Origin of the sequence: Streptomyces djakartensis (assembly GCF_014651075.1) — a bacterium.
Lineage (GTDB): Bacteria > Actinomycetota > Actinomycetes > Streptomycetales > Streptomycetaceae > Streptomyces > Streptomyces djakartensis.
The window spans coordinates 60,660-84,326 of the sequence record NZ_BMWE01000004.1 but is presented as its reverse complement, the minus strand read 5'-3'; the positions used below and the strand labels follow the sequence as shown (position 1 = coordinate 84,326).

Below are 23,667 nucleotides of genomic sequence, written 5' to 3'. Positions count from 1 at the left end.
ATACGGAAGCGTCAGGGGCGGTCGAGGCGCAGGCGGTCCGCTCGGGGCAGGCCCGCCACGACGAGGTCGTAGGAGTCCTCGACGAGCTCCCGGACCAGCTGGTCGGGGAGGTCGCCGTCGGCCGTGACGGTGTTCCAGTGCCGTTTGTTCATGTGCCAGCCCGGCACGATCAGCCCCTCGTGCTCACGGCGCAGCCGGATGGCGTCGTCCGGGTCGCACTTGAGGTTGACCTTCAGGGGGCGTGCGTCGAGGTGCGACAGCGCGAAGAGCTTCCCCTGGACCTTGAAGACCGAGATCTCCGGGCTGAAGGGGAAGTCCTCCACCGCCGCGTTGAAGGACAGGCAGAACGCGCGCAGTTCCTGTGGGGTCACTCCGGCTTCTCCTCCTCCTGTGGGTCCACCGGGTCCACCGGCTCCGCCAGCACCGTCACGATCTTGTTGCGGCGGCCGGCCGCCGCCTCCGCGGTCAGGCGCAGTTCCCGGCCGTCGGGGAGGGCGACGACGGACGACGCCCCGGCGATGGGCACGCGGCCCAGGGCCTTCGCCAGCAGGCCGCCGACCGTCTCGACGTCCTCGTCGTCGAACTCCTCCAGGCCGTACAGCTCGCCCAGGTCGCTGATGTCGAGGCGGGCCGTGACCCGGTAGCGGTCCTTGCCGAGGTCCTCCACCGGGGGCAGTTCGCGGTCGTACTCGTCGGTGATCTCGCCGACGATCTCCTCGAGGATGTCCTCGATGGTGACGATGCCGGCGGTGCCGCCGTACTCGTCGACGGCGACGGCGACGTGGTTGCGTTGCTTCTGCATCTCGCGCAGCAGGTCGCCGGCGTTCTTGGTGTCGGGCACGAAGAACGCCGGGCGCATCGCCGTGGACACCTGCTCGGACTCGGCCTCGCGGCTGATGTGCGTCTTGCGGACCAGGTCCTTCAGGTACACCACGCCGACGATGTCGTCCTCGCTCTCGCCGGTCACCGGGATGCGGGAGAAGCCGGAGCGCAGGGCGAGGGTGAGGGCCTGGCGGATGGTCTTGAAACGCTCGATGACCACCAGGTCCGTGCGCGGGACCATGACCTCCCGGACCAGGGTGTCGCCCAGTTCGAAGACCGAGTGCACCATACGGCGCTCCTCGTCCTCGATGAGCGACTCCTTCTCGGCGAGGTCGACCAGGGCGCGCAGCTCCGCCTCGGAGGCGAACGGGCCACGGCGGAAGCCCTTGCCGGGGGTGAGCGCGTTGCCGATGAGGATCAGCAGCGACGGGATCGGGCCCATGATCCGGGCCAGCGGCACCAGGACGTAGGCCGAGACCGTCGCGGTGTTCATCGGGTGCTGGCGGCCGATGGTGCGCGGGGAGACGCCGACGGCGACGTACGACACCAGGACCATGACGGCGATGGCGATCAGCAGCGCCTCGGTGGTGCCGTCGAACTCCTTGAGGCAGCCGTAGGTGATCAGCGCTGCGGCGGCCATCTCGCAGGCGACGCGGACCAGCAGCGCCACGTTCAGATAGCGGGTCGGGTCGGCGGCGACCTGGGAGAGCTTGGCGCTGCCCCGGCGGCCGGAGCGCACGGCCTCCTCGGCCCGGAAGCTGGAGACGCGCGCGAGGCCCGCCTCCGCGCAGGCGGCGAGCCAGGCCACGACGACCAGGGCGATCGCGCCCAGGGCGAGTTGCGGACTCATCGGCGGGCGTTACGAGACCGTCGGCGCCGGGGACGGGCCCGTCAGGCCCCGCTCCGCGCGCCAGCCGTCCACGATGGCCGCCTGGAGGCCGAACATCTCGGCCTTCTCGTCCGGTTCCTCGTGGTCGTAGCCCAGCAGGTGCAGCACGCCGTGGACGGTGAGCAGCTGGAGCTCCTCGTCCATGGTGTGCTGCGTCTCCGCTTCCCTGCCCTGCTTCTCGGCGACCTCGGGGCACAGCACGATGTCGCCGAGCAGCCCCTGCGGCGGCTCGTCGTCGTCCTTGGACGGCGGGCGCAGCTCGTCCATCGGGAAGGACATGACATCCGTGGGGCCGGGCAGGTCCATCCACTGGATGTGGAGCTGCTCCATGGCGTCGGCGTCCACGACGATCACCGAGAGTTCGGAGAGCGGGTGGATGCGCATCCGCGCGAGCGCGTAGCGGGCGATGTCGAGGATCGCCTGCTCGTCGACCTCGGTGCCGGACTCGTTGTTGACGTCGATCGACATGGTGTTGTGCTTGTCTACTTCCCCTTGTGCACGGACTTGCCGCGGCCCTTGTTCCCGCCGTTCTGGGTGCCGTGCTTGGTGTCGTACTTCTCGTACGCGTCGACGATACGGCCCACCAGCTTGTGCCGGACCACGTCGTGGGACGAGAGCCGGGAGAAGTGGACGTCCTCGACGCCCTCCAGGATGTCCTGCACCTGCCGCAGACCCGACTTCTGCCCGTCGGGCAGGTCGACCTGCGTCACGTCACCCGTGATCACGATCTTCGAGTCGAAGCCGAGCCGGGTGAGGAACATCTTCATCTGCTCGGGGCTCGTGTTCTGGGCCTCGTCCAGGATGATGAAGGCGTCGTTGAGGGTGCGGCCGCGCATGTAGGCGAGCGGCGCGACCTCGATGGTGCCCGCCGCCATCAGCCGCGGGATGGAGTCCGGGTCGAGCATGTCGTGCAGCGCGTCGTAGAGCGGGCGCAGGTACGGGTCGATCTTCTCGTAGAGCGTGCCCGGGAGGAAGCCGAGCCGCTCTCCGGCCTCGACCGCCGGGCGGGTCAGGATGATGCGGTTGACCTGCTTGGACTGCAGGGCCTGCACCGCCTTGGCCATCGCCAGGTACGTCTTGCCGGTGCCCGCCGGGCCGATGCCGAAGACGATCGTGTGCTTGTCGATCGCGTCCACGTAGCGCTTCTGGTTGAGCGTCTTGGGGCGGATCGTGCGGCCTCGCGAGGACAGGATGTTCTGCGTGAGCACCTGGGCCGGGGTCTCCTGGCCGTCGCTCTCCCCGTCCTCGCTCGCCTTCAGCATGGCGATCGAGCGTTCCACTGCGTCCTCCGTCATCGGCTGCCCGGTGCGGAGCACCAGCATCATCTCGTCGAAAACGCGCGCGATGAGGGCGACGTCCTTCGGGTCGCCGACCGCGCTGATCTCGTTGCCCCGGACGTGGATGTCGGCCGCCGGGAAGGCCTTCTCGATCACGCGCAGGAGGGAGTCGCCGGATCCCAGCACGGTCACCATGGGGTGCTGGGCGGGGACGGTGAACTGCGCTCTCGCCTGCTCCTGCGCGGCGGTGTGAGCTGTGGGTGTCTGAGTCATGGGCCGGCGCTGAAGGCCTGCGGTTCCTCCTCGTCACGGCCGCGTAGCTGAGGGCGGCCTCGCGATTCCCAGGGTACGACGGGGCACTGACAACGCCGTAGGGGTTTTGGTGGCGGTGCCGGAATCCTAGGCGACGGTTCTTCTTGACCGAGCGATTCGGGCGGTGGGGGGGGACAGAGGCCGGGGGCTCAGGGGGCGGAGCCCCCCGGCAGGCCGGGAGGTCACGCCGAGCGCCGGAACCCGATCGTCGGCACGGCCCGCCGCAACGGCCAGGGCCTCACCAACTCCTCCGGCACGAGCCCCGCCAGGAACCCGTACCGCCGCAGCGCCGCCGGCGACTGCCCCCGCACCGACTGCACCCGCCGCCACCACCCCGCGATCTCCGCCCACCCGGGCGCCGACAACGACCCCCCGAACTCCTGCACCGACAGCGCCGCCGTCAGCCCGGCGAAGGCCAGCCGGTCCGCCAGCGGCCAGTCCGCCAGCGTGCCGGTCACGAACCCGGCGACGAACACGTCCCCCGCCCCGGTGGGGTCGAGCGCCTCCACGTCGATCGCCGGCACCTCCGCCGTCTCCCCCGTACGCCGGTCCACCGCGTACGCCCCGTCCGCACCGAGGGTGACCACGGCGACGGGCACGTGCTCGGTCAGGGCGTGCGCGGCGGCCCGCGGGCAGTCCGCGCCCGTGTACCGCATGGCCTCCTGCGCGTTCGGCAGGAACGCCTCGCAGTGCCTGAGGTCGGGCAGCGCCGCCAGGTCCCACGCGCCGGTGTCGTCCCAGCCCACGTCGCCGAAGACCCGGGTGCCCCGGCTCGCCGCCTGGGCGATCCAGGGCGCGCTCACGCCGGGCGCCAGCGAGGCGACGGCGGCCCGGGCGCGGGGCGGGCACTCGGGGGCCGGCTCCTCCGGGGGCGGCTCGTGGCCGTGCGAGACCATCGTGCGCTCCCCCTCGTACGCCATGGAGACGGTCACCGGGGAGTGCCAGCCGGGCACCCTGCGCGACGGGGAGAGGTCGATGCCCTCGCCGTGTTCCAGGGCGTCCCAGCAGTAGTCGCCGTAGTGGTCGTCGCCGAAGGCCGCCGCGAGGGACGTACGCAGGCCGAGGCGGGCCAGCGCGGTGGCCATGTTGGCGACGCCGCCGGGGCTCGACCCCATCCCGCGTGCCCAGGACTCGGTCCCGCGCACCGGGGCGGTGTCGAGCCCGGTGAAGACGATGTCGAGGAAGACGGTGCCGGTGAGGTAGACGTCCCAGGGCGGGTCGTCCGGCTCGCGCAGCGGGGCGAGGGGATCGACCTGGGTCTGGCGGTGCGATCCCTTCCCGGCCGGGCGCTTGGCTGCCTGGGCGGTGGACGCGGTCACGATGCGCTCCCTGACACGGTGGTTCTGATCTGCCCAGTCTGCACCACACCAGCTGCCACGTGACGCCGGTCACATGCTACACAGGCGTCACCAGCGGGGCATCGAGGGCGTCACCCACGTGGGATCGGCGACCCGCATCGCCGCCGCGTCGTCGCGATCCCGCAGCGCGCCGTCGTCGTCCAGCCAGCGCCGGTGCAGCACGGCGAGGCGCTCGCGGTCGAGCTCCACGCCGAGCCCGGGCGCGTCGGACACGGCAACCCGGCCACCCTCGAAGGCGAGCCGCTCGGTGAGCACGTCCTCCGACTGCCAGGGGTAGTGGGAGTCGCAGGCGTGGTGCAGGTTCGGGACGGTGGCCGCCACGTGGGTCATCGCGGCCAGCGAGATGCCCAGGTGGGTGTTGGAGTGCATGGACACGCCGACGCCGAAGGTGCGGCAGACGGCGGCGAGCTGCTGGGTGTTGCGCAGCCCGCCCCAGTAGTGGTGGTCGGAGAGCACGACCTGGACGGCGTTCCTGGTGAACGCCTCCTTGATCTCGGCGAACGTCGTCACGCACATGTTGGTCGCGAGCGGCACCCCGGTGCGTTCGGCGACCTCGGCCATGCCGGAGGTGCCGAGGGTCGGGTCCTCCAGGTACTCGAGGAGGTCTCCGAGCTCCCGCGCCACCTTCAGCGAGGTCTCCACGGACCAGGCGCCGTTGGGGTCCAGCCGCAGCGGGTGTCCCGGGAAGGCCGCCGCCAGCGCCCTGACCGCGGCGATCTCCTCGTCGGGCGGGAAGACGCCGCCCTTGAGCTTGAAGGACGTGAAGCCGTACCGCTCGGTGAACCGGCGGGCCTGCTCCACCACCCCGGCCGGGTCGACGGCGGCCCCCCAGTCGTCCTTCTCGCAGGCGACGCCGTCCGGGTGGCCGGCCCACTTGTAGAACAGGTAGGCGCTGTACTCGACGGCGTCCCGCACCTTGCCTCCGAGCAGCGCGTGCACGGGCAGTCCGAGGGACTTGCCGAGGGCGTCGAGGCAGGCCACCTCGAAGCCGGAGACGACGGAGAGCCTCAGCTTGTCGGCGGTCTGCACGCCGCGCAGTCCGCCCACGTCGACGGCGTTGTCCACCCGGGACGCGTGCACCGTGATCTGGTCCATGAGCGTGAACAGGCCGCCCAGATCGCTGACCTGCCGCCCCTTCAGCCGCTCGGCGAGGGGCCGGGCCAGCTCCAGGTACTTGGTGTCGCCGTAGGTCTCCCCCACGCCGGTGACGCCGTCCCCCGTGACGACCTCGACGATCAGCCGTGGCGTGTACGGCTGGTGGACGCCCTGGGTGTTCAGCAGCGGCGGGTCGGCGACCAGGATCGGCGTCAGCCGGACGTCTGCGATGGCGAGGCGCACGGGCATCTCCTCATGTAGATGTCATCTATGTATGAGAATGTAGGTCGGGTAGGTGAACGTCAACGGCTCGCCGCAGCCCGTCTACGCTCGGCGCATGTCAGACACAGGGGGCGCCCGCGAGGTGAAGTCCGCGGCAGACCCTGATCTCGCGCGGCTGGGGCCGCACCGACGTCACCGGCTCCCTGTACGGCATCGGTATCCACGCCCTGCTCGCCGGAACGAGCTATCTCGACTCCGTCGGCGAGATCGGCCGCCAGTGACTCCCGGCTGGTGTGCGAGTTCGGGGTCAGCGCCTCGCGGCTGCTCGGTGCCGGTGGCACGCCTCACGCCGGGGCACCAGGAGCGGATCATCGCAGTGATGCGGGACATCCGGGCCAAGGCCGAGGCGACGGCCCCCGCAGGCGGCGGCGCGGTGCGCCGGCGGTAAGGGACAGGACCCTCAACGCCGCAGGAAACACCAGCGTTTACCCGGACTTCACCGCACCAAACACGATGTGCTTTAGATCACGCCCCCCGGGTTCTCGTCTGCGACTGCTTGCTTGATACAAATTGCCCGCGCGTTCCTGTCCGTCGACGGTCGTCGCCCAATCCCCCTTTTTCCCCGCTCCTTTCGCATGCCCTGGGAACGCCCGTGTTCGCCCCTCGCACCACCCCCTGGCCCCTCGTCGCCCTTTTCACGGCCGGGTACCTCGCTCCGTATCTGCTGCCGACCACCGTCGGCCGACTCGATTCGGGGCTTCCGCTCTCCGTCACACAGGCCGGTGCCGTCGGCAGTGCGCTGCTGCTGAGCTCGGCGACCGCCGGGTTCGCCCTCGCCTCGCGGGTCGAACGGATCGGCGCCCGCACCCTCGCCCGGCTCGGCCTCGCTCTGGCCCTGCTCGGCTACGGCGCCGCCGCGCTGGCCACGGCCGTGCCCGCCGTCGTGGCGGGCGCGATGGTCGGCGGGTTCGGATCCGGCACGGCCACCACCGTCGCCGCCACCCTGATAGCGGCGCAGCGCGATCCGCACCGGGCCTCCACCGCCGGTCTGCTCAGTGTCTCCGCCCTCGCGGGCGCCGTGTACCTGACGGTGCCGCACCTCGGCCCCGGCCACGGCCTGCCGCTGGCCGCGATCGCCCTCACGGCCCTGGCCGTCTGGCCGCTCACCGGCCGTCTCCCCGCCGCCGCCCCCGCCGCACCCGCGCGGCACCACAAGGCCCGGCTGCCGCATGCCCGTTCGGGGCTGGTGCTGGCCGCCGCCATGCTGTGCTGGTCGCTCGCCCAGAACTCCCTGTGGGGCGTGAGCGGGCAGATCGGTCTGACGCAGGCGGGCCTCGGTGAGGCCACGGTCGGCGCAGTCTTCGCCGTCGCCCTGGTCGCCGGGCTGACCGGCGTGCTCGCGGCGGGCGCCCTCGGGGCGCGGCTGGGACGCGCGGTGCCGATCGGGGCGGGCACCGTCCTCATCGCCGGCTGCGTCGTGCTGAGCGCCTCCGCGACCGGCCTGACGAGCTTCGCGGCCGGTGAGATCGCCTGGAACACGCTCTACCCGGTGGTGCTGTCGTACCTGATCGGCCTCGCCGCCTCGCTCGACCCGCGCGGCCGCTGGGCGGTGCTCGTCGGTTCGGCGTCCTCACTGGGCACGGCCGCCGGGCCGCTGACCGGCAGTGTGCTGTCGGCGCAGGCCGGGTTCCCGGTCATGGGCACCATCCTCGCCGCCGGCCTGCTGGTCGTCGCCCTGCCGATGACCGCCGTGGCGCTGCACACCGGCGGGCGCCCGCTGCTGCCCGGCGCGATCCGCCGCCGCGGCGGCCACCCGGCCGCCCTGGTCGCCGCCGCCCCGGCCACCCCCACCGGCGCGGTCCCCGAGATCGGCGCCCCGGAACAGCCGGTGGTGGAGATCCCGGTGGACACCCCGGCCGTCCCCGCCCAGCGCGACTACGACAAGGCGGGGTCGGAGGTCTTCTGAGGGCCCTTTGCGCGAGAGGCCTACGCGAAGGTGTAGGCCTCCACCTCGGCGAGATACCGCGCCCGCAGCTCCTCGTCGTCCTGGAGGAAGGAGGCGAGGAAGGAGTTGCGGGCCAGCTCGCGCAGCCGCTCCTCGCTCAGGCCGAGGGTGGCGCGCACGGCGTCGAAGTTGTCACCGGCGTATCCGCCGAAGTACGCCGGGTCGTCGGAGTTCACCGTGCACATGAGGCCGGCGTCCAGCATCGCGGGCAGCGGATGGTCGGCGAGGGTGTCGACGGTGCGCAGCCGGACGTTCGACAGCGGGCACAGGGTCAGCGGCACCCGGTCCCGCACCAGCCGCTCCACCAGCGCCGGGTCCTCGACACAGCGCAGCCCGTGGTCGACCCGCTCGACCCCGAGCACGTCCAGCGCCTCGGTGATGTACTCCGGCGGGCCCTCCTCACCGGCGTGGGCGACCCGCCGCAGCCCGAGCGCGGCGGCGGCCTCGTACACCTCGCGGAACTTCGCCGGCGGGTGTCCGACCTCGGCCGAGTCCAGGCCGACGCCCGTGATCCGGTCCAGGTACGGCTTGGCCGCGTCCAGGGTCGCCAGGGCCGATTCGGCGGACTCGTCGCGCAGGAAGCACAGGATCAGCCGGGTCGAGACGCCGTGGTTCGCCTCGCTGGTCCCCAGCGCGCGCCACAGCCCCTCGACGACGGTGCCGAGCTCGAGACCGCGGCTGGTGTGGGCCTGCGGGTCGAAGAAGATCTCCGCGTGCCGCACGCCCTGCGCGGCGGCCCGTGCGAGGTACGCGTTCGCGAGGTCCTCGAAGTCCCGCTCGGTGCGCAGGACGGCCATGAGTTCGTAGTACAGGTTCAGGAAGGACTGCAGGTCCTCGAACCGGTACGCCTCGCGCAGCTCGTCCGTGTCCGCGTAGGGCAGGGTGACGCCGCCCCGCGCGGCGAGCTCGAAGGCCAGTTCCGGTTCCAGGGTGCCTTCGATGTGAAGGTGCAGTTCGGCTTTGGGGAGGGACATCAATTCATCGTACGGCCGTTTCATCGACGCTTCGGAACCGGCACTCTCAGTAGATCGTGCGCCACGGTCAGCTCCCCGTCGTACCCGGCGGCCCGCGCCTGCCGCTCGAACTCCTCCGGGTCGCCGTAGCGCTGACTGAAGTGGGTCAGCACGAGGTGCCGCACCCCGCCGTCCCGGGCCACCCGGGCCGCCTGAGCCGCCGTCAGGTGCCCGTGCTCGACGGCGAGTGCCTCGTCCTCGTCGAGGAACGTCGACTCGATGACCAGCATGTCGCAGCCCTCGGCGAGCGCGTACACCCCGTCGCACAGCCTGGTGTCCATGACGAACGCGAAGCGCTGCCCGCGCCGCACCTCGCTGACGTCCTCGAGCGAGACCCCTCCGAGCGAGCCCTCGCGCTGGATCCGGCCGATGTCCGGGCCCTTGACGCCGTGCGCGGCGAGCCGTTCGGGCAGCATGCGGCGCCCGTCGTGTTCGACGATCCGGTAGCCGAAGGACTCCACCGGGTGGGACAGCTTCCGGGCCTGGAGCGTGTAGCCGTCCGTACGGGCGAGGGTGCCGTCGGTTGCGACGGGCGACTGGGTGATGTCGACGGTCTCCCGGTAGGCGGTGGCGTACCGGAGCCGGTCGTAGAAGCGCTGGCCGGAGCGGGGGTAGTGGGCGGTGATCTCGTGGGGCACCTTGTCGAGGTTGATGCGCTGGATCACACCGGCCAGGCCGAGGGAGTGGTCGCCGTGGAAGTGCGTGACGCAGATCCGGTTCAGGTCGTGCGCGGCGACCCCGGCGCGCAGCATCTGGCGCTGCGTGCCCTCGCCGGGGTCGAACAGGATGCCCTCGCCGTCCCAGCGGAGCAGATAGCCGTTGTGGTTGCGGTGCCGGGTGGGAACCTGGCTGGCGGTGCCGAGGACCACCAGTTCACGTACGGACAAGGCGGACTACCCCGGGGGCCACTCGAGACCGCGGCCGCCGAGGATGTGGCCGTGCACGTGCCAGACCGTCTGGCCGGCGCCGCTGCCGGTGTTGAACACGAGGCGGTAGCTGTCCAGTTTTTCCTCGTCCGCGACGGCCTGGGCCTCACGGAGCACGTCCGCGGTGAGCCCCGGGTCGGCGGCGGCGAGGGCGGCGGCGTTCTCGTAGTGCGCCTTGGGGATGACCAGGACGTGGGTGGGGGCCTGGGGGTTGATGTCGCGGAACGCGACGGTCGTCTCCGTCTGGCGGACGATGGTCGCCGGGACGGTGCCTGCGACGATCTTGCAGAAGAGGCAGTCGTCCTGGGGTTCCCCTGCCATGTTCCCTCCGGGGGTTGGCCGAATTTGGTCCGACTCGGGCATCGTATCGTCGTCGGGTGCGGGTGCGTTGTGGCTGGTCGCGCAGTTCCCCGCGCCCCTAAGAAGTAGGCAGAGCCGGAGGCGTTTTTGCCGGACTGGCCTCCAGACTCTCAAGTGCCAGTCGGATCGCCTCGTCCAGTTGGGTGTCCCTGTCCGCCGCGTAGTCCTGCGGGCGTTGCACCACTTCCACATCCGGGTCCACGCCGTGGTTCTCCACGCCCCAGCCGTAACCCTCCAGCCAGAAGGCGTACTTCGGCTGGGTGACGAGGGTGCCGTCGACCAGGCGGTAGCGGCTGTCGATGCCGATGACGCCGCCCCAGGTGCGGGTGCCGACCACGGGGCCGATGCCCAGGGCCTTGATGGCGGCGTTGACGATGTCGCCGTCGGAGCCCGAGAACTCGTTGGCGACGGCGACGACCGGGCCGCGGGGCGCGTCACGCGGGTAGCTCTCGGGGTGCATGCCCCGGGGCAGGTCCCAGCCGACGACGCGCCGGGCCAGTTTCTCCACGACCAGCTGGGAGGTGTGGCCGCCGCGGTTCTCCCGGACGTCGACGACCAGGCCCTCGCGGGCGACCTCGACGCGCAGGTCGCGGTGGATCTGGGCCCAGCCGGGGGCCTGCATGTCCGGGACGTGCAGGTAGCCGAGCCGGCCGCCGGACTTCTCGTGGACGTAGGCGCGGCGGTCGGCGACCCAGGCGTGGTAGCGCAGGGGCTCCTCGTCGGCGACGGGGACGACGACGACGTGCCGCGGGTCGCCGCCGCCGGACGGGGAGATGGTCAGCTCGACCGGTTTGCCCGCCGTGCCGATCAGCAGCGGGCCGGGGCCGGTCACCGGGTCGACCGGCTGCCCGGCGACCGCGAGGATCGCGTCCCCGGGACGTACCGCCACACCGGGCGCGGCCAGCGGGCTGCGGGCGTCCGGGTCGGAGGTCTCGGAGGGCAGGATGCGGTCGACGCGCCAACTGCCGTCCTCGTGGCGGGAGATGTCGGCGCCGAGCAGACCCTGGCGGGGGCCGCCTCCGAAGCCGCCGCGCGGAGTGACGTAGGCGTGCGAGGTGCCGAGTTCGCCCTGGACCTCCCACAGCAGGTCGACCAGGTCGTCGTGGGTGGCGCACCGGTCCACGACCGGACGGTAGCGGTCGAGGACCCCGTCCCAGTCGACGCCGCTCATGTCCGGCCGCCAGAAGTGGTCGCGCATGATCCGGCCGTTCTCGTCGAACATCTGCCGCCACTCGGCGGCCGGGTCGATGAACTGGCGTACGCGGCTGAGGTCGACGGTGATGTTGCTGTCACTGTCGTCGTCGCCGGAGGCCCGCCGGTCGCTGGGAACGACCTTCAGCCGCCCGTCGGTCCAGAGCAGCACCCGCTTGCCGTCGCCGCTGACCTCGAAGTGGTCGGCGTCGGCGGCGAGATGCTCGACCCGCTGCTGGGCGAGGTCGTAGCGCTCCAGCTCGGACTTGGGCTCGGGGTCGTCCGGGTTGGCCCGGGACGCGCCGAGGACACCGGCGACCGGGTGCCGCAGCCACAGGACGCCGTCCTTGGCGGCGCGCAGGTTGGAGTAGCGGGCGGCCTCGACCGGGAACGGCACGATGCGGTCGGCGAGGCCTTCCAGGTCGATGCGGGTGGTGGGGGTGCCCTCGCTGTCCGGGGTCTCCTCCCGGTCGGGTGTCTCGAAGGACCGGCCGTGCCGCTGCGGCCCGAACGGGGAGGGGGTGGTGGCCGCGAGCGTGATCAGGTGCGGCCTGGCGCCCTCCACGAAGGCCAGGTCGAAGACGTGCTCGTCGTAGACCGGGTCGAAGGAGCGGGTCGACAGGAAGGCGAGGTGCTTGCCGTCCGTGGTGAAGGCGGGCGCGTAGTCCTGGAAGCGCAGCGGGGTCGCCTCGGTGACCGACAGGTCGGTGGTGTTGGCGAGCCTCAGCTGGGACAGGGGCCGCGGGCCGGGGTGGGACCAGGCCAGCCAGGACGAGTCGGGCGAGAAGACCAGCCCGGACACGTCGCCGTTCTCGCTGCGGTCCACCTCCCGCACCTCGCCCGACTCCCGCTCGACGAGCAGCAGGCGGCCGTCGTGGGAGGCCACGGCGGCCCGGCTGCCGTCGGGAGCCATGGCGAGATCCAGTACCCGGCCGAGCTGCCCGGCGGCGAGCCGGCGCGGCGTCGCCCCCGGGGTGAGGCCGGTGGCGGGCGCGAACTCCAGGGCGTCGTCGCCCTCGGCGTCCGTCACCCACACCACCCACTCCTCGCCGTCGGCGCGGAACGCCCTGGGCAGCCGGGCCCGTACGCCGGGCGTCGAGGCGAGGGCGCGGGCCGGGCCGGAGCGGTGGGTCACCCAGTGGACGGAGCCGCGGACGGAGACGGCGCTGCCGCGCGCGGTGTGGTCCGGGGACGCCGACCCGAACCAGCGGGAGGCGTTCACCGGGAACGGCTGCAGATCGACGCGCTGCCCTCCGAGCCGCACGTCGAGCCGCCGTGGCTCGGCCCCGTCCAGGTCGTCCAGCACCCACAGCTCACCGGCGCTGGAGTAGACGACGCGGGTGCCGTCGGTGGCGGCGTGCCGGGCGTAGAAGCCGTCGAGTGGTGTGTGGCGCCGCAGGTCCGATCCGTCGGCGAGGGAGGAGTAGAGCGCACCGGTGCCCTCGTGGTCGGACAGGAAGGCGACGCGCTCCCCCACCCACACCGGGTACTCGATGTTGCCGTCCAGTTCCTCGTGGAGCCGTACGAACTCCCCGTCGCCCTCCCGGTCGATCCACAACTTGCCCGCCGTGCCCCCGCGGTACCGCTTCCACCAGGCGGCCTCGCGTCCCATCGGGGCGGACAGGAGCACCGGGTGCGGACCGTAGGCGATGTCGCCGACCGGTCCGTACGGCAGGGTGGTGGCCGGGCCTCCGTCGAGCGGGACGGCACGCGCCCAGGTGCGGCGCAGGCTGGCCTGCCCGTGGGTGCTGATCGCCAGCACCTCGCCGTCGGGGGTCCAGCCGCACACCTGGGTCTTCAGGCTGCCCCAGTAGGTCAGCCGCTTGGCGGGGCCGCCGTCGACCGGGGCGATGTGCACCTCGGGGGCGCCGTCCCGGGTGGAGGTCCAGGCGACGGTGGTGCCGTCGGGCGAGATGCGCGGGTGGGTCACCGGCACGTTGTCGGCGCTGACCCGCCAGGCCCGGCCGCCGTCGAGAGGAGCGAGCCACACGTCGTCCTCAGCGGTGAAGGCGACCAGGTCACCGTGCACGTGGGGGAACCGGAGGTAAGCAGGCGCTGGGGACTGAGTCACCCGATCACCCTATGCAGGGACGACGCCGCGCGGACAGAGTTCGGATCACTTGCCCTCGACGGGGCGGCAGTCCGGGTACCGGTCGCACCAGATGGTCTGTGTGACGGTCACGGTGACGGTGGGGCCGGGCCGCCCGTTCGCCGGTCCGCCGCCCACGGGTGACGGGGTCGCGCCGCAGTCGCCGAGCCCGTCGACCTGGAACCACACCTTGCCGTCCACCTTGGCGGTGATGTTCCCGCGCACACAGGCCCCGTCCACCGCGTGGGTGACCTTGCCGGTGACGGTGATGTCCTTGCCGTCCTTGGTCTCCCCGTCGCAGTCGACCGTGGCGACGGTCTTCTCACTCGCCGAGGGCGACGGCTTCCCGCCCTTGCCCGAGTCCCCGTAGGAAGCGGTGCAGGTCAGCCAGCGCACGTCGGCCTTCTGCCGGTCGAGCTCCCTGGTGACGGTCTCGTCGGTGGTGTACGCGACGGTCGCCGAGCTGATGCCGCCGGGTTCACACGCGGCGGCGCCACCCGCGGCGACGACCGCGAACACCGCCGCGACAGCCGTCCGCCGACCGCGCGCGCCCCGCCCGATCCTCCTCAAAGCCCCCATGGAGGGCAGCCTGCCACTGACGGAGGTCGCGCGGTAGGGCGCAAAGGCGTCAGGCGCGCAGCAGGAGCCGCTCCTGAAGCTCCACCAGGTTGCCCTCAGGGTCCTTGAGGTGGGCCACTCGCGTGCGGTCCGTCATGGGTGCCGGGCCGTGACCTCGTCGCAGAAGCGGTAGCAGGCGGCGAAGTCGTCGACGAGAAGTCGAACCTGTGCGAGTTCCGCGGTGCCTCCGAAGTGGTCAGGACCATCGGCCGGTGCGAGCCAGGAGCACGGCCGCGGCGGCCGTCCCGGCAGTCGATGTGCGCAGCACACTGCGCCCGAGGCGGTACGCCTTCGCCCCGGCCGTCTCGAACAGCGTCAACTCCTCCGGCGCCACACCGCCTTCGGGCCCCACGACCAGCACGATCTCGCCGGACGAAGGCAGTTCGGCCGTCGCCAGGGGCTCGTCCCCGCTCTCGTGGAGCACGGCGGCGAAGTCCGCGCCGGCCAGCAGCGCGGCGACCTGCTTGGTCGTGGCGGCGTCCGCGACCTCTGGAAAGCGCACCCGGCGGGACTGCTTGCCGGCCTCCCGCGCCGTCGCCCGCCATTTGCCCAGCGCCTTCAGCCCGCGGTCGCCCTTCCACTGCGTGATGCAGCGCGCCGCCGCCCACGGCACGATCGTGTCGACGCCGACCTCCGTCATGGTCTCCACGGCCAGTTCCCCGCGGTCGCCCTTGGGCAGCGCCTGGACGACGGTGACCCGGGGCTCCTCCGGCGGCTCCTCGGCCACCGAGCCGAGCCGGACGACCAGCCGGTCCTTGCCCTCGGTGTCGAGCACGACACAGTCCGCCCAGCGTCCGGCCCCGTCCGTGAGGACGATGTCCTCCCCGGGACGCAGCCGCTTCACGGAGACGGCGTGCCGCCCTTCGGGGCCGTCGAGGACGTAGCGGCCGCCACGCCCCGCGTCGAAGTGCTCGACCACGAAGACCGGCGCCGTCATCGAACGCCTCCGTTCGTCAACGCCGTGGTGGACGCGGCGAGTTCACCCAACAGCACCTCCATGAGCTGCCCCGCGGGCAGTTCCCGTGCCAGGCGGTGGCCCTGCCCGGCCCACAGTGCCATGCCCTGCGCGTCGCCGGCCTTGGCGGCGGCCTTGCGCAGCGGTGCGGTGAGGTGGTGGATCTCGGGGTAGGCGGCGGGCGCGTAGGGGCCGTGCTCGCGGACGAAGCGGTTGACGAGGCCGCGCGCCGGCCGGCCCGAGAACGCCCGGGTCAGCTCCGTGCGGACGAACAGGGGGTTGGTCAGTGCCTGCTTGTGCAGGGCGTGCGCGCCCGACTCGGACGTCGCGAGGAACGCGGTGCCGAGCTGGGCCGCGCTGGCGCCCGCCGCGAGCACGGCGGCGATCTGACCGCCGCGCATTATGCCGCCGGCGGCGATGACCGGGATGCTCACGGCCTCCCGGACCTGGGCGACCAGTGACAGCAGCCCGATGCCGGAACCGTCCCTCTCCGGGACGTCCCGGTGGGTGCCCTGGTGGCCGCCCGCCTCGACTCCCTGCGCGATGACCGCGTCCGCGCCGGTGCGCTCGACGGCCCGCGCCTCGTCAGGGGTGGTGGCGGTGGCGAGGACGAAGGTGCCGACGCGGTGCAGGGCGTCGACGACGTCCCGGCTCGGCGCGCCGAAGTGGAACGACACCACGGGCACGGGGTTGTCGCGCAGCACCGCCAGCTTGGTCTCGTAGCCGTCGTCGCGGCCGCTCTCCGGATCACCGAGCTCGGCCTCGTACCAGGTGGCCTCGCCGGCCAGCTGGTGGGCGTAGCCATCGATGGCGGCCGGGTCGGCGTACTCCGGCTGCGGTATGAAGAGGTTCACGCCGAACGGCCTGCCGGTGAGGCTCCGGAGCTGTTTGATCTCCTCGTACATCCCGTCGGCGGTCTTGTACCCGGCGGCGAGGAAACCGAGCCCGCCCGCCTCGCACACGGCGGCGGCGAGCCGCGGCAGGGAGACTCCGCCCGCCATGGGGGCCTGCACGATCGGGTGGGGGAAGAGATCGGTCAGTGCGGAGGACATGAGCGCATGTTGTCACGTCCTCCGAACCATTCCGAAACCGCCCTGCCGACTGGCATAGACCAGATGCACGCCCGGGCTCAGCGCCCGTTGAACGCGTCCTTCAGGCGGGAGAACAACCCTTGCTGCCCCGGCTGGAACTGGCCCGTGGGACGCTCCTCGCCGCGCAGCTTGGACAGCTCGCGCAGGAGGCGTTCCTGTTCGGGGTCGAGCTTGGTCGGGGTCTGGACCTCGACGTGGACGATGAGGTCGCCGCGTCCGCCGCCGCGCAGGTGCGTGACGCCCCGGCCGTGCAGCGGGATGGACTGGCCGGACTGGGTGCCCGGGCGGATGTCGACCTCCTCCATGCCGTCGAGCGTCTCCAGCGGCACCTTGGTGCCGAGGGCCGCCGCCGTCATGGGGATCGTCACCGTGCAGTGCAGGTCGTCGCCGCGCCGCTGGAACGTGGAGTGCGGGAGCTCGTGGATCTCGACGTAGAGGTCGCCGGCGGGACCGCCACCGGGCCCGACCTCGCCCTCGCCGGCCAGCTGGATCCGCGTGCCGTTGTCGACACCGGCCGGGATCTTGACCGTGAGCGTACGGCGGGACCGCACGCGCCCGTCGCCCGCGCACTCCGGGCACGGCGTGGGCACCACGGTGCCGAAGCCCTGGCACTGGGGGCAGGGGCGGGACGTCATGACCTGGCCCAGGAAGGACCGGGTCACCTGCGACACCTCACCGCGGCCGCGGCACATGTCACACGTCTGCGCGGAGGTGCCGGGCGCGGCCCCCTCGCCGCTGCACGTGGTGCAGACGACCGCCGTGTCGACCTGGATGTCCTTGGTCGTGCCGAAGGCCGCCTCGTCGAGCTCCACCTCGATACGGATCATCGCGTCCTGGCCGCGGCGGGTGCGCGAGCGCGGTCCGCGCTGCGACGCCGTGCCGAAGAACGCGTCCATGATGTCGGAGAAGTTCCCGAAGCCGCCGGCGCCGAAGCCGCCCGCGCCGCCGCCCTGGGCCTGCGAGAGCGGGTCGCCGCCGAGGTCGTAGACCTGCTTCTTCTGCGGGTCCGACAGCACCTCGTAAGCGGCGTTGATCTCCTTGAACCGCTCCTGGGTCTTCGGATCGGGGTTGACGTCCGGGTGCAGCTCGCGGGCGAGCCGCCGGAAGGCCTTCTTGATCTCTTCCTGCGACGCGTCGCGGCGCACGCCGAGTACGGCGTAGTAGTCCGTGGCCACTACGACTCCGCCAGGATCTGTCCGACGTACCGTGCCACTGCGCGTACCGCTCCCATCGTTCCCGGGTAGTCCATGCGGGTCGGTCCGACCACGCCGAGCTTGGCGACTGCCTCGCCGCCCGAACCGTAGCCGACCGACACGACGGACGTGGAGTTGAGTCCTTCGTGGGCGTTCTCATGACCGATCCGTACGGTCACGCCCGGATCCTTGGCCTCGCCGAGCAGCTTGAGGAGCACGACCTGCTCCTCCAGCGCCTCCAGCACCGGCCGGATCGTGAGGGGAAAGTCATGCCCGAAGCGGGTCAGATTGGCGGTGCCGCCGATCATCAGCCGCTCCTCGTTCTCCTCGACGAGCGTCTCCAGAAGTGTGGAGAGCACCGTGGAAACCGTACCCCGGTCCTCGTGCTCGAACGCCTCGGGTAGATCTTCCACCAGACCCGGCACATCCGCGAAACGGCGGTTCGCCACACGGCTGTTGAGCCGCGCGCGCAGATCCGCGAGCGAGGCCTCGCCGAAGGGCGCCGGACAGTCGACCACGCGCTGCTCGACCCGCCCGGTGTCCGTGATCAGCACGAGCATCAGCCGCGCGGGCGCGAGGGCGAGCAACTCCACATGCCGCACGGTCGACCGGGTCAGCGACGGGTACTGCACCACGGCGACCTGCCGCGTGAGCTGCGCGAGCAGCCGTACCGTGCGCGCCACTACGTCGTCGAGGTCGACGGCGCCCTCGAGGAAGTTCTGGATCGCGCGCCGCTCGGGCGCGGTCATCGGCTTGACGCCGGCGAGCTTGTCCACGAACAGCCGGTAGCCCTTGTCCGTGGGGATCCGCCCGGCGCTGGTGTGCGGCTGGGCGATGTACCCCTCGTCCTCCAGGGCCGCCATGTCGTTGCGGACGGTGGCCGGGGAGACGCCGAGGTTGTGCCGCTCGGTGAGGGCCTTGGAGCCGACCGGCTCCTCGGTGCCGACGTAGTCCTGGACGATGGCGCGCAGCACCTGAAGCCTGCGTTCACTGAGCATCGCGCACACCTCCAGAAGTCGTCCGCCCGTGTCCTGACTGTCGAGCCTGGCACTCTGCGCGTGCGAGTGCCAGCATTCCCCGGCCCAGTGTACGGCGGTGGGGTACACCCCCGGCAAGGCTGGTCGCGCGCTGTCGTGCCGGTGGCGGGTGTCACCGCTAGCGTCGCCGTATGACGGTGACTTGGGAAGACCTCGGGTGGGAGCGGGTGGCCGCGGGGGTGGGGCGGTGCCGCCTGCCGGTGTGGGACTGCACGGCGGGGCTGGTCGCCGGTGAGGGCGCGGTCCTGCTGATCGACGCGGGGTCGAGCCCGTCCGAGGGCGCGCGGTTGCGCGAGCAGGCGCGGGCGATCACCGGTCACCGTGTGACACATCTCGCCCTGACCCACCCCCACTTCGACCACGTCTTCGGGGTTGCGGCGTTCACCGACGCGGAGGTGTTCGGCGCTGTCGGCGTGGACGGGGTGCTGACGCGGGTGAGGGACCGGGAGGAGCTGCGCGCGGACGCCGTGCGCAACGGCCTGGCGCAGGCCACCGCGGCGGAGGCCGTGGACCTGCTGTCCCCGCCCCGCCACCTGGTCTCCGGGGAGTGGACCCTCGACCTGGGCGGCGGGCGGCAGGTGCTGCTGGCGAACGTTGGCCCGGGGCACACCGCGCACGACCTGGCCGTCCTGGTACCGGGCGACCCCGAGGTCGTCTTCTGCGGTGACCTGGTCGAGGAGTCCGGCGATCCGCAGGCGGGTCCCGACGCCCTGCCGTCGCACTGGCCGGCCGCCCTGGACCGGCTTCTCGACCTGGGCGGCGAGGACGCGCTGTACGTGCCCGGTCACGGAGCGGTGGTGGACGCGGCGTTCGTCCGGGCCCAGCGGGACGCGCTGGCGGCGCGTTTCGGCGTGTCGCGGTGATCGCCGTACGCCTTCTCCTATCGTCATCCGAATGCGCCAGTACTCTCCGGACCTGACCCCGCCGTGGAAGAAGCCGAAGCCGGTGCCGGAGGTTCCGGCGGAGCCGGGGCTGGTGGTCGAGGAGCCCGGGACCGGTTTCTGCGGTGCGGTGATCCGCTGCGAGGCCGGCACGGTGACGCTGGAGGACCGCTTCGGCAAGCACCGGGTGTTCCCGCTGGAGCCGCGCGGGTTCCTGCTGGAGGGGAAAGTCGTGACCCTGGTCCGGCCGTCGGGGGCGGCACCCGCACGTCCTGCCCGTACGGCGTCGGGCTCGGTGGCCGTCCCGAACGCACGCGCACGCGTGGCCCGCGCCGGCCGGATCTACGTCGAGGGCCGGCACGACGCCGAGCTGGTCGAGAAGGTGTGGGGCGACGACCTGCGCATCGAGGGCGTGGTGGTGGAGTACCTGGAGGGCGTGGACGACCTGCCGTCCATCGTGGCCGAATTCGCACCCGGGCCGGACGCGCGGCTGGGTGTGCTGGTCGACCATCTGGTCCCCGGCACCAAGGAGTGGCGCATCGCCGAGTCGGTGACGAGCGAGCACGCCCTGGTGGTGGGCCACCCGTACATCGACATCTGGGAGGCGGTGAAGCCGTCGTCCCTCGGCATCGAGGCGTGGCCCCGGATCCCGCACGGCCAGGACTGGAAGACGGGGGTGTGCCGGGCACTGGGCTGGCCGTCCGAGAACACCGGGGCGGTGTGGCAGGCGATCCTGCAGCAGGTGGAGTCCTACAAGGACCTGGAACCAGAGCTTCTGGGACGCGTGGAAGAACTGATCGACTTCGTCACGGCTTAACTGCGGGCCGTCGCGCCGCTCAGCTGCGGCCAGTCGTGCCGCCGCCGCTGCGGGCAGTCGTGCCGCTGGGGCGGCACGGGTGGGCGCAGCGGCACCCCGCCACGCCGGGCTGCGAAACCCCCCGCCCCCGGCACCGACGCCGAGCACAGGTCAGTCCACCAGGTCCCGCACCACCGCATCGGCCAGCAACCGCCCCCGCAGCGTCAGCACAGCCCGCCCGTCCTCATACGGACCGGCGTCCAGGAGCCCCTCCGACAACGCCCTGCGCGAGGCAGCGAGCCCCGCCTCCCGCAGCAGCCCCAACGGCACCCCCTCCCGCAACCGCAGCTCCAGGAGAATCCGCTCGACCCGCCGGTCCTCCTCCGACAGCACCTCACGCCCGGCCCCCGGCGACCTCCCCGCCGCCAGCGCCCCGGCGTACGCCCCAGGATGCTTGACGTTCCACCACCGCACCCCGCCCACGTGGCTGTGCGCCCCCGGTCCGGCCCCCCACCAGTCGGCCCCCCGCCAGTACAGCTCGTTGTGCAGACACCGTCCGGCCGCAGACGTCGACCAGTTCGACACCTCGTACCACTCGAAGCCCGCCGCCGAGAGCATCTCCTCGGCGATCAGGTACCGGTCCGCGTGCACGTCGTCGTCGGTCATCGGCACCTCGCCCCGGCGGATCCGGCGGGCCAGCTGCGTGCCCTCCTCCACGATCAGGGCGTACGCGCTGACGTGGTCGGGCCCGGCCCCGAGCGCCGCCTGAAGCGACGCCCGCCAGTCCTCGTCGCTCTCCCCCGGCGTGCCGTAGATCAAATCCAGGTTGACGTGCTCGAAGCCCGCCGCCCGTGCCTCCGCCACGCAGGCCTCGGGCCGCCCCGGCGTATGCGTACGGTCCAGCACCTTCAGCACGTGCTGCCTGGCGCTCTGCATCCCGAACGAGATCCGGTTGAAGCCCCCCTCACGCAGGGCGGCCAGATACGCCGGATCGACCGACTCCGGGTTGGCCTCCGTCGTGACCTCGGCGTCCGCCGCCAGCCCGAACTCGTCGCGGATCGCGCCCAGCATCCGTACGAGATCGCCCGCGTCCAGCAGCGTCGGCGTGCCCCCGCCCACGAACACCGTGCGGACGGGCCGCGGGTCGTCACCCAGTACCTTCCGGGCCAGACGGACCTCCTCGGCGAGCGTCTCGGCGTAGTTGTCCCGCGAGGCGAGCACTCCGCCGGTCCCGCGCAGCTCGGTCGCCGTGTACGTGTTGAAGTCGCAGTAGCCGCAGCGGGTCGCGCAGTACGGAACGTGCAGGTAGAACCCGAGCGGGCGGTCGGCGGCCCCGGCGAGGGCGGACGCGGGCAGCGCGCCGTCGTCGGGGACGGGCTCGCCGTCGGGGAGTGCGGAAGGCATGTCTCCCATTGTCCAGCACCACCGCGGTCACTCGGCCTGGAGCACCAGCAGTGCCAGATCGTCCGCCGGGGGCCGGGCCCCGAACTCGTGCACCAGCCGCTTGATCCGCTCGGCTATCAGCTCGGCGTCCAGCCCCGCGCAGCCTGCCAGCGCCGTGGCCAGCCCGTCCTCGTCGTCGAACTGGCGGGAGCCCGAGCGGCGCTCGGTCACCCCGTCGGTGACGCAGAGGAGCGTGTCGCCGGAGCGCAGCTCGAAGGTGTCACTGGTGTAGGTGGCGTCCTCGACGACGCCCAGGAGGGTCTGGGGCCGCGCGGCCGTGTGGACCTCTCCGCCGGCGCCGAGCAGCAGGGGCAGCGGGTGCCCGGCGGAGGCGACGGTGCAGCGGATGCCGCCGTCGAAGGGGACCAGCTCGCCGTACAGCAGGGACAGGAAGCGCGTCTGGGGGCCGTCCCCGGGCGCGGTCGGCCGCGCACCGGCCGCCACCAGCGCACGGGCCGCGGCGTCGGCGGCCTCCGTGGCGTCGTCGAGCAGGAGCTGGTTGAGGCGGTCGAGGACGTCGGCGGCCCGGTAGCCCTCGCGGGCCAGCAGCCGAAGCCAGGGCCGGGCCAGGCCGATCACGACGGCGGCCTCGGGGCCCTTGCCCTGGACGTCGCCGACGGCGAAGCACCAGCGGCCGTCGCCGGCCGGGAACAGGTCGTAGAAGTCGCCGCTGGGCCCGCCCTTGTCGTACGGCTCGTAGACGAGGGCGCTGCGCACCCCGGGGATCTCGGCCACCGCGCCGGGCAGCAGTCCGCGCTGGAGGACGGCGCTGATGGTGGCCTGGCGGGCGTACTGGCGGGCGGCGCCGATGGCGAGCGCGACGCGGCGGCTGAGGTCCTCGACGAGGCCGGTGATCTCGTCGGGGAAGCCGGCCGTCCCGGACCGTCCGATGACGAGGGTGCCGAGCGGGCGTCCCCCGGCGACGAGCCGGTAGGCCAGGGCGGAGCCCGGCTCGCCGGGCGCGTCACCGAGCGCCCCGCCGGGCGAGGGGTAGCCGACGGGCCCGGACCGCAGGGGGTCGGATGCCGACGGCGGGTCCTTCTCCAGGGCGCGGCGCAGCTCCTCGATGCGGTTCTCGCTGGCGTGCCAGACCCTGGCCAGCCGGGGTCCGCCCGCTCCGGCCCCGCCGTGCCAGCCGCCTGCGGTGGCCTCGTCCTCGAGCCACACCGCGCACCAGTCGGCCAGCCGGGGCACGATCAGCTGCCCGGCCAGGGCGGCGACCAGGTCCTCGTCGAGCTGCCCGGCGAGCAGGTCGGAGGCCTCGGCGAGGAAGGACAGGGCACCGCGGCCCAGCCAGGCGTCGTCCTGTCCGGCACGGTCCTCGCTGCTGCCGTGCCGCTCGCGCCAGTGCTGGTCGTACCAGTCGTGCGCGTCGCGGCTGTCGCGTGCGTCCTTCCCCGGCAGCCCGCCCTCGTCGAGCAAGGGCTCCGGGCCCGTCGCGGGCACCGGCTCCGGCGCCAGGATCTCCGCCACCCGCAGCCCGCGGGCCAGCGCGTGGTCTCCGGCGTACGCCTCGATCTGCTCGTCCGCCTCGCACCCCGCGGCGGGCAACCGCGCCCACACGGTCTTCCGGCCCGTGCGGTACGTGATGCCCCAGGCCTCCGAGAGCGCGCCGACGAGCCGCAGGCCGCGCCCGTACTCCGGGATGTCGTGCGGCGTTTCCGGTTCGCTGCCGCGCGGGGCCCGTGAGGGGTGGTGGTCGGACACCTCGACGACGAGCGCGGCCGTGTCCCGGTCGTCGCCTTCCAGCCGGCACTCGAACTCCACGACGGTCCCGGCGTGCACGACGGCGTTGGTGACGAGTTCGCTGACGACGAGCAGCGCGTCCGCGGCGAGGCGGTCGGTGAGGTGCTCCGCGCCGGGCAGGCCGCGGGTGGTCCACTCGGCGAGCGCCGTACGGGTCAGGGCGCGGGCGGAGCCGGGCGCGAGAGAGCTGCCGGACAGGGTCGCGTGCGCCCGCGCGGCCGCGTCATGGGCGTGGGCAGGCGCCTCTGAGGCACGGGAGGCGGTCTCCCGTTGCGTCGGAATGGCCCCCATGGACAGCTCCCCGGGCAGTTCGTACGAATACGCCACAGTCGTTGCCGACAGAGTGAC

Annotated in this window: 20 protein-coding genes and 2 pseudogenes; 4 read left to right on the top strand and 18 right to left on the bottom strand. The window is 72.6% G+C overall.

Annotation, left to right across the window (positions count from 1 at the left end; genetic code table 11):
- Positions 1-11 precede the first annotated feature (11 nt).
- The 6 genes from IE212_RS08260 to IE212_RS08235 all read right to left on the bottom strand — a co-directional run bounded on the left by IE212_RS08260 (position 12) and on the right by IE212_RS08235 (position 6,002).
- Complete coding sequence (locus tag IE212_RS08260) at positions 12-371, bottom strand: MmcQ/YjbR family DNA-binding protein (protein WP_190197068.1); 360 nt, start codon at positions 369-371, stop codon at positions 12-14.
- Positions 368-1,672 (bottom strand): hemolysin family protein, encoded by a 1,305-nt coding sequence (locus IE212_RS08255; protein WP_190197067.1) that lies wholly within the window; start codon positions 1,670-1,672, stop codon positions 368-370. Before IE212_RS08255 ends, IE212_RS08260 begins: the two co-directional genes overlap by 4 nt.
- A 9-nt stretch (positions 1,673-1,681) precedes the next feature.
- Entirely contained in the window at positions 1,682-2,179 is a 498-nt protein-coding gene (gene ybeY, locus IE212_RS08250; RefSeq protein ID WP_190197066.1) for an rRNA maturation RNase YbeY, read from the bottom strand.
- Between the two features lie 14 nt (positions 2,180-2,193).
- Entirely contained in the window at positions 2,194-3,261 is a 1,068-nt protein-coding gene (locus tag IE212_RS08245) for a PhoH family protein (RefSeq protein ID WP_190197065.1), read from the bottom strand.
- 221 nt (positions 3,262-3,482) lie between these two features.
- Complete coding sequence (locus IE212_RS08240; RefSeq protein ID WP_190197064.1) at positions 3,483-4,619, bottom strand: carbohydrate kinase family protein; 1,137 nt, start codon at positions 4,617-4,619, stop codon at positions 3,483-3,485.
- 87 nt (positions 4,620-4,706) lie between these two features.
- The gene (locus IE212_RS08235) at positions 4,707-6,002 is read right to left on the bottom strand and encodes a glucarate dehydratase family protein (RefSeq protein ID WP_190197063.1); all 1,296 of its coding nucleotides are present in this window, start codon (positions 6,000-6,002) and stop codon (positions 4,707-4,709) included.
- Between the two features lie 128 nt (positions 6,003-6,130).
- On the opposite strand from IE212_RS08235, the pseudogene IE212_RS35730 reads away from it, so the two are divergent.
- Both IE212_RS35730 and IE212_RS08225 read left to right on the top strand, forming a co-directional pair.
- Positions 6,131-6,232: pseudogene (locus IE212_RS35730) on the top strand (IclR family transcriptional regulator); the annotation flags it as partial.
- A 395-nt stretch (positions 6,233-6,627) separates the two neighbouring features.
- Positions 6,628-7,941, top strand: a complete 1,314-nt coding sequence (locus IE212_RS08225; RefSeq protein ID WP_190197062.1) for an MFS transporter — start codon at positions 6,628-6,630, stop codon at positions 7,939-7,941.
- 20 nt (positions 7,942-7,961) lie between these two features.
- Here the strand turns inward: IE212_RS08225 and IE212_RS08220 are convergent, their stop codons facing one another.
- The 10 genes and pseudogenes from IE212_RS08220 to hrcA form a co-directional block, all read right to left on the bottom strand.
- Complete coding sequence (locus IE212_RS08220; protein WP_190197061.1) at positions 7,962-8,954, bottom strand: adenosine deaminase; 993 nt, start codon at positions 8,952-8,954, stop codon at positions 7,962-7,964.
- Positions 8,955-8,974: 20 nt separating this feature from the next.
- Positions 8,975-9,880, bottom strand: coding sequence for a ribonuclease Z (locus tag IE212_RS08215; RefSeq protein WP_190197060.1), 906 nt, complete (start codon positions 9,878-9,880; stop codon positions 8,975-8,977).
- A 6-nt stretch (positions 9,881-9,886) separates the two neighbouring features.
- Positions 9,887-10,240, bottom strand: a complete 354-nt coding sequence (locus IE212_RS08210; RefSeq protein ID WP_190197059.1) for a histidine triad nucleotide-binding protein — start codon at positions 10,238-10,240, stop codon at positions 9,887-9,889.
- 97 nt (positions 10,241-10,337) lie between these two features.
- Positions 10,338-13,541 (bottom strand): S41 family peptidase, encoded by a 3,204-nt coding sequence (locus IE212_RS08205; RefSeq protein WP_190197058.1) that lies wholly within the window; start codon positions 13,539-13,541, stop codon positions 10,338-10,340.
- A 45-nt stretch (positions 13,542-13,586) separates the two neighbouring features.
- Complete coding sequence (locus IE212_RS08200; protein WP_190197057.1) at positions 13,587-14,138, bottom strand: hypothetical protein; 552 nt, start codon at positions 14,136-14,138, stop codon at positions 13,587-13,589.
- Positions 14,139-14,187: 49 nt separating this feature from the next.
- Positions 14,188-14,289: pseudogene (locus IE212_RS34820) on the bottom strand (VOC family protein); the annotation flags it as partial.
- A gap of 84 nt (positions 14,290-14,373) precedes the next feature.
- Positions 14,374-15,114 (bottom strand): 16S rRNA (uracil(1498)-N(3))-methyltransferase, encoded by a 741-nt coding sequence (locus tag IE212_RS08195; protein ID WP_190197056.1) that lies wholly within the window; start codon positions 15,112-15,114, stop codon positions 14,374-14,376.
- The gene (locus IE212_RS08190; RefSeq protein WP_190197055.1) at positions 15,111-16,184 is read right to left on the bottom strand and encodes a nitronate monooxygenase; all 1,074 of its coding nucleotides are present in this window, start codon (positions 16,182-16,184) and stop codon (positions 15,111-15,113) included. Before IE212_RS08190 ends, IE212_RS08195 begins: the two co-directional genes overlap by 4 nt.
- Positions 16,185-16,261: 77 nt before the next feature.
- On the bottom strand, positions 16,262-17,398 hold the full coding sequence (gene dnaJ / locus IE212_RS08185) for a molecular chaperone DnaJ (protein ID WP_190197054.1): 1,137 nt from the start codon (positions 17,396-17,398) through the stop codon (positions 16,262-16,264).
- Entirely contained in the window at positions 17,398-18,414 is a 1,017-nt protein-coding gene (hrcA, locus tag IE212_RS08180) for a heat-inducible transcriptional repressor HrcA (protein ID WP_190197053.1), read from the bottom strand. Before hrcA ends, dnaJ begins: the two co-directional genes overlap by 1 nt.
- A 170-nt stretch (positions 18,415-18,584) precedes the next feature.
- On the opposite strand from hrcA, the gene IE212_RS08175 reads away from it, so the two are divergent.
- Together IE212_RS08175 and IE212_RS08170 are read left to right on the top strand one after the other, a co-directional pair.
- A complete protein-coding gene (locus IE212_RS08175) occupies positions 18,585-19,316 on the top strand; it encodes an MBL fold metallo-hydrolase (protein WP_190197052.1) in 732 nt (243 codons plus the stop codon).
- Positions 19,317-19,347: 31 nt separating this feature from the next.
- Positions 19,348-20,151, top strand: coding sequence for a DUF3097 domain-containing protein (locus IE212_RS08170; protein WP_190197051.1), 804 nt, complete (start codon positions 19,348-19,350; stop codon positions 20,149-20,151).
- A gap of 150 nt (positions 20,152-20,301) precedes the next feature.
- On the opposite strand, the gene hemW is transcribed toward IE212_RS08170, so the two are convergent.
- Positions 20,302-21,534 (bottom strand): radical SAM family heme chaperone HemW, encoded by a 1,233-nt coding sequence (gene hemW / locus IE212_RS08165; protein WP_190197050.1) that lies wholly within the window; start codon positions 21,532-21,534, stop codon positions 20,302-20,304.
- Between the two features lie 27 nt (positions 21,535-21,561).
- Positions 21,562-23,610 (bottom strand): ATP-binding SpoIIE family protein phosphatase, encoded by a 2,049-nt coding sequence (locus IE212_RS08160; protein WP_190197049.1) that lies wholly within the window; start codon positions 23,608-23,610, stop codon positions 21,562-21,564.
- Positions 23,611-23,667: the final 57 nt, after the last annotated feature.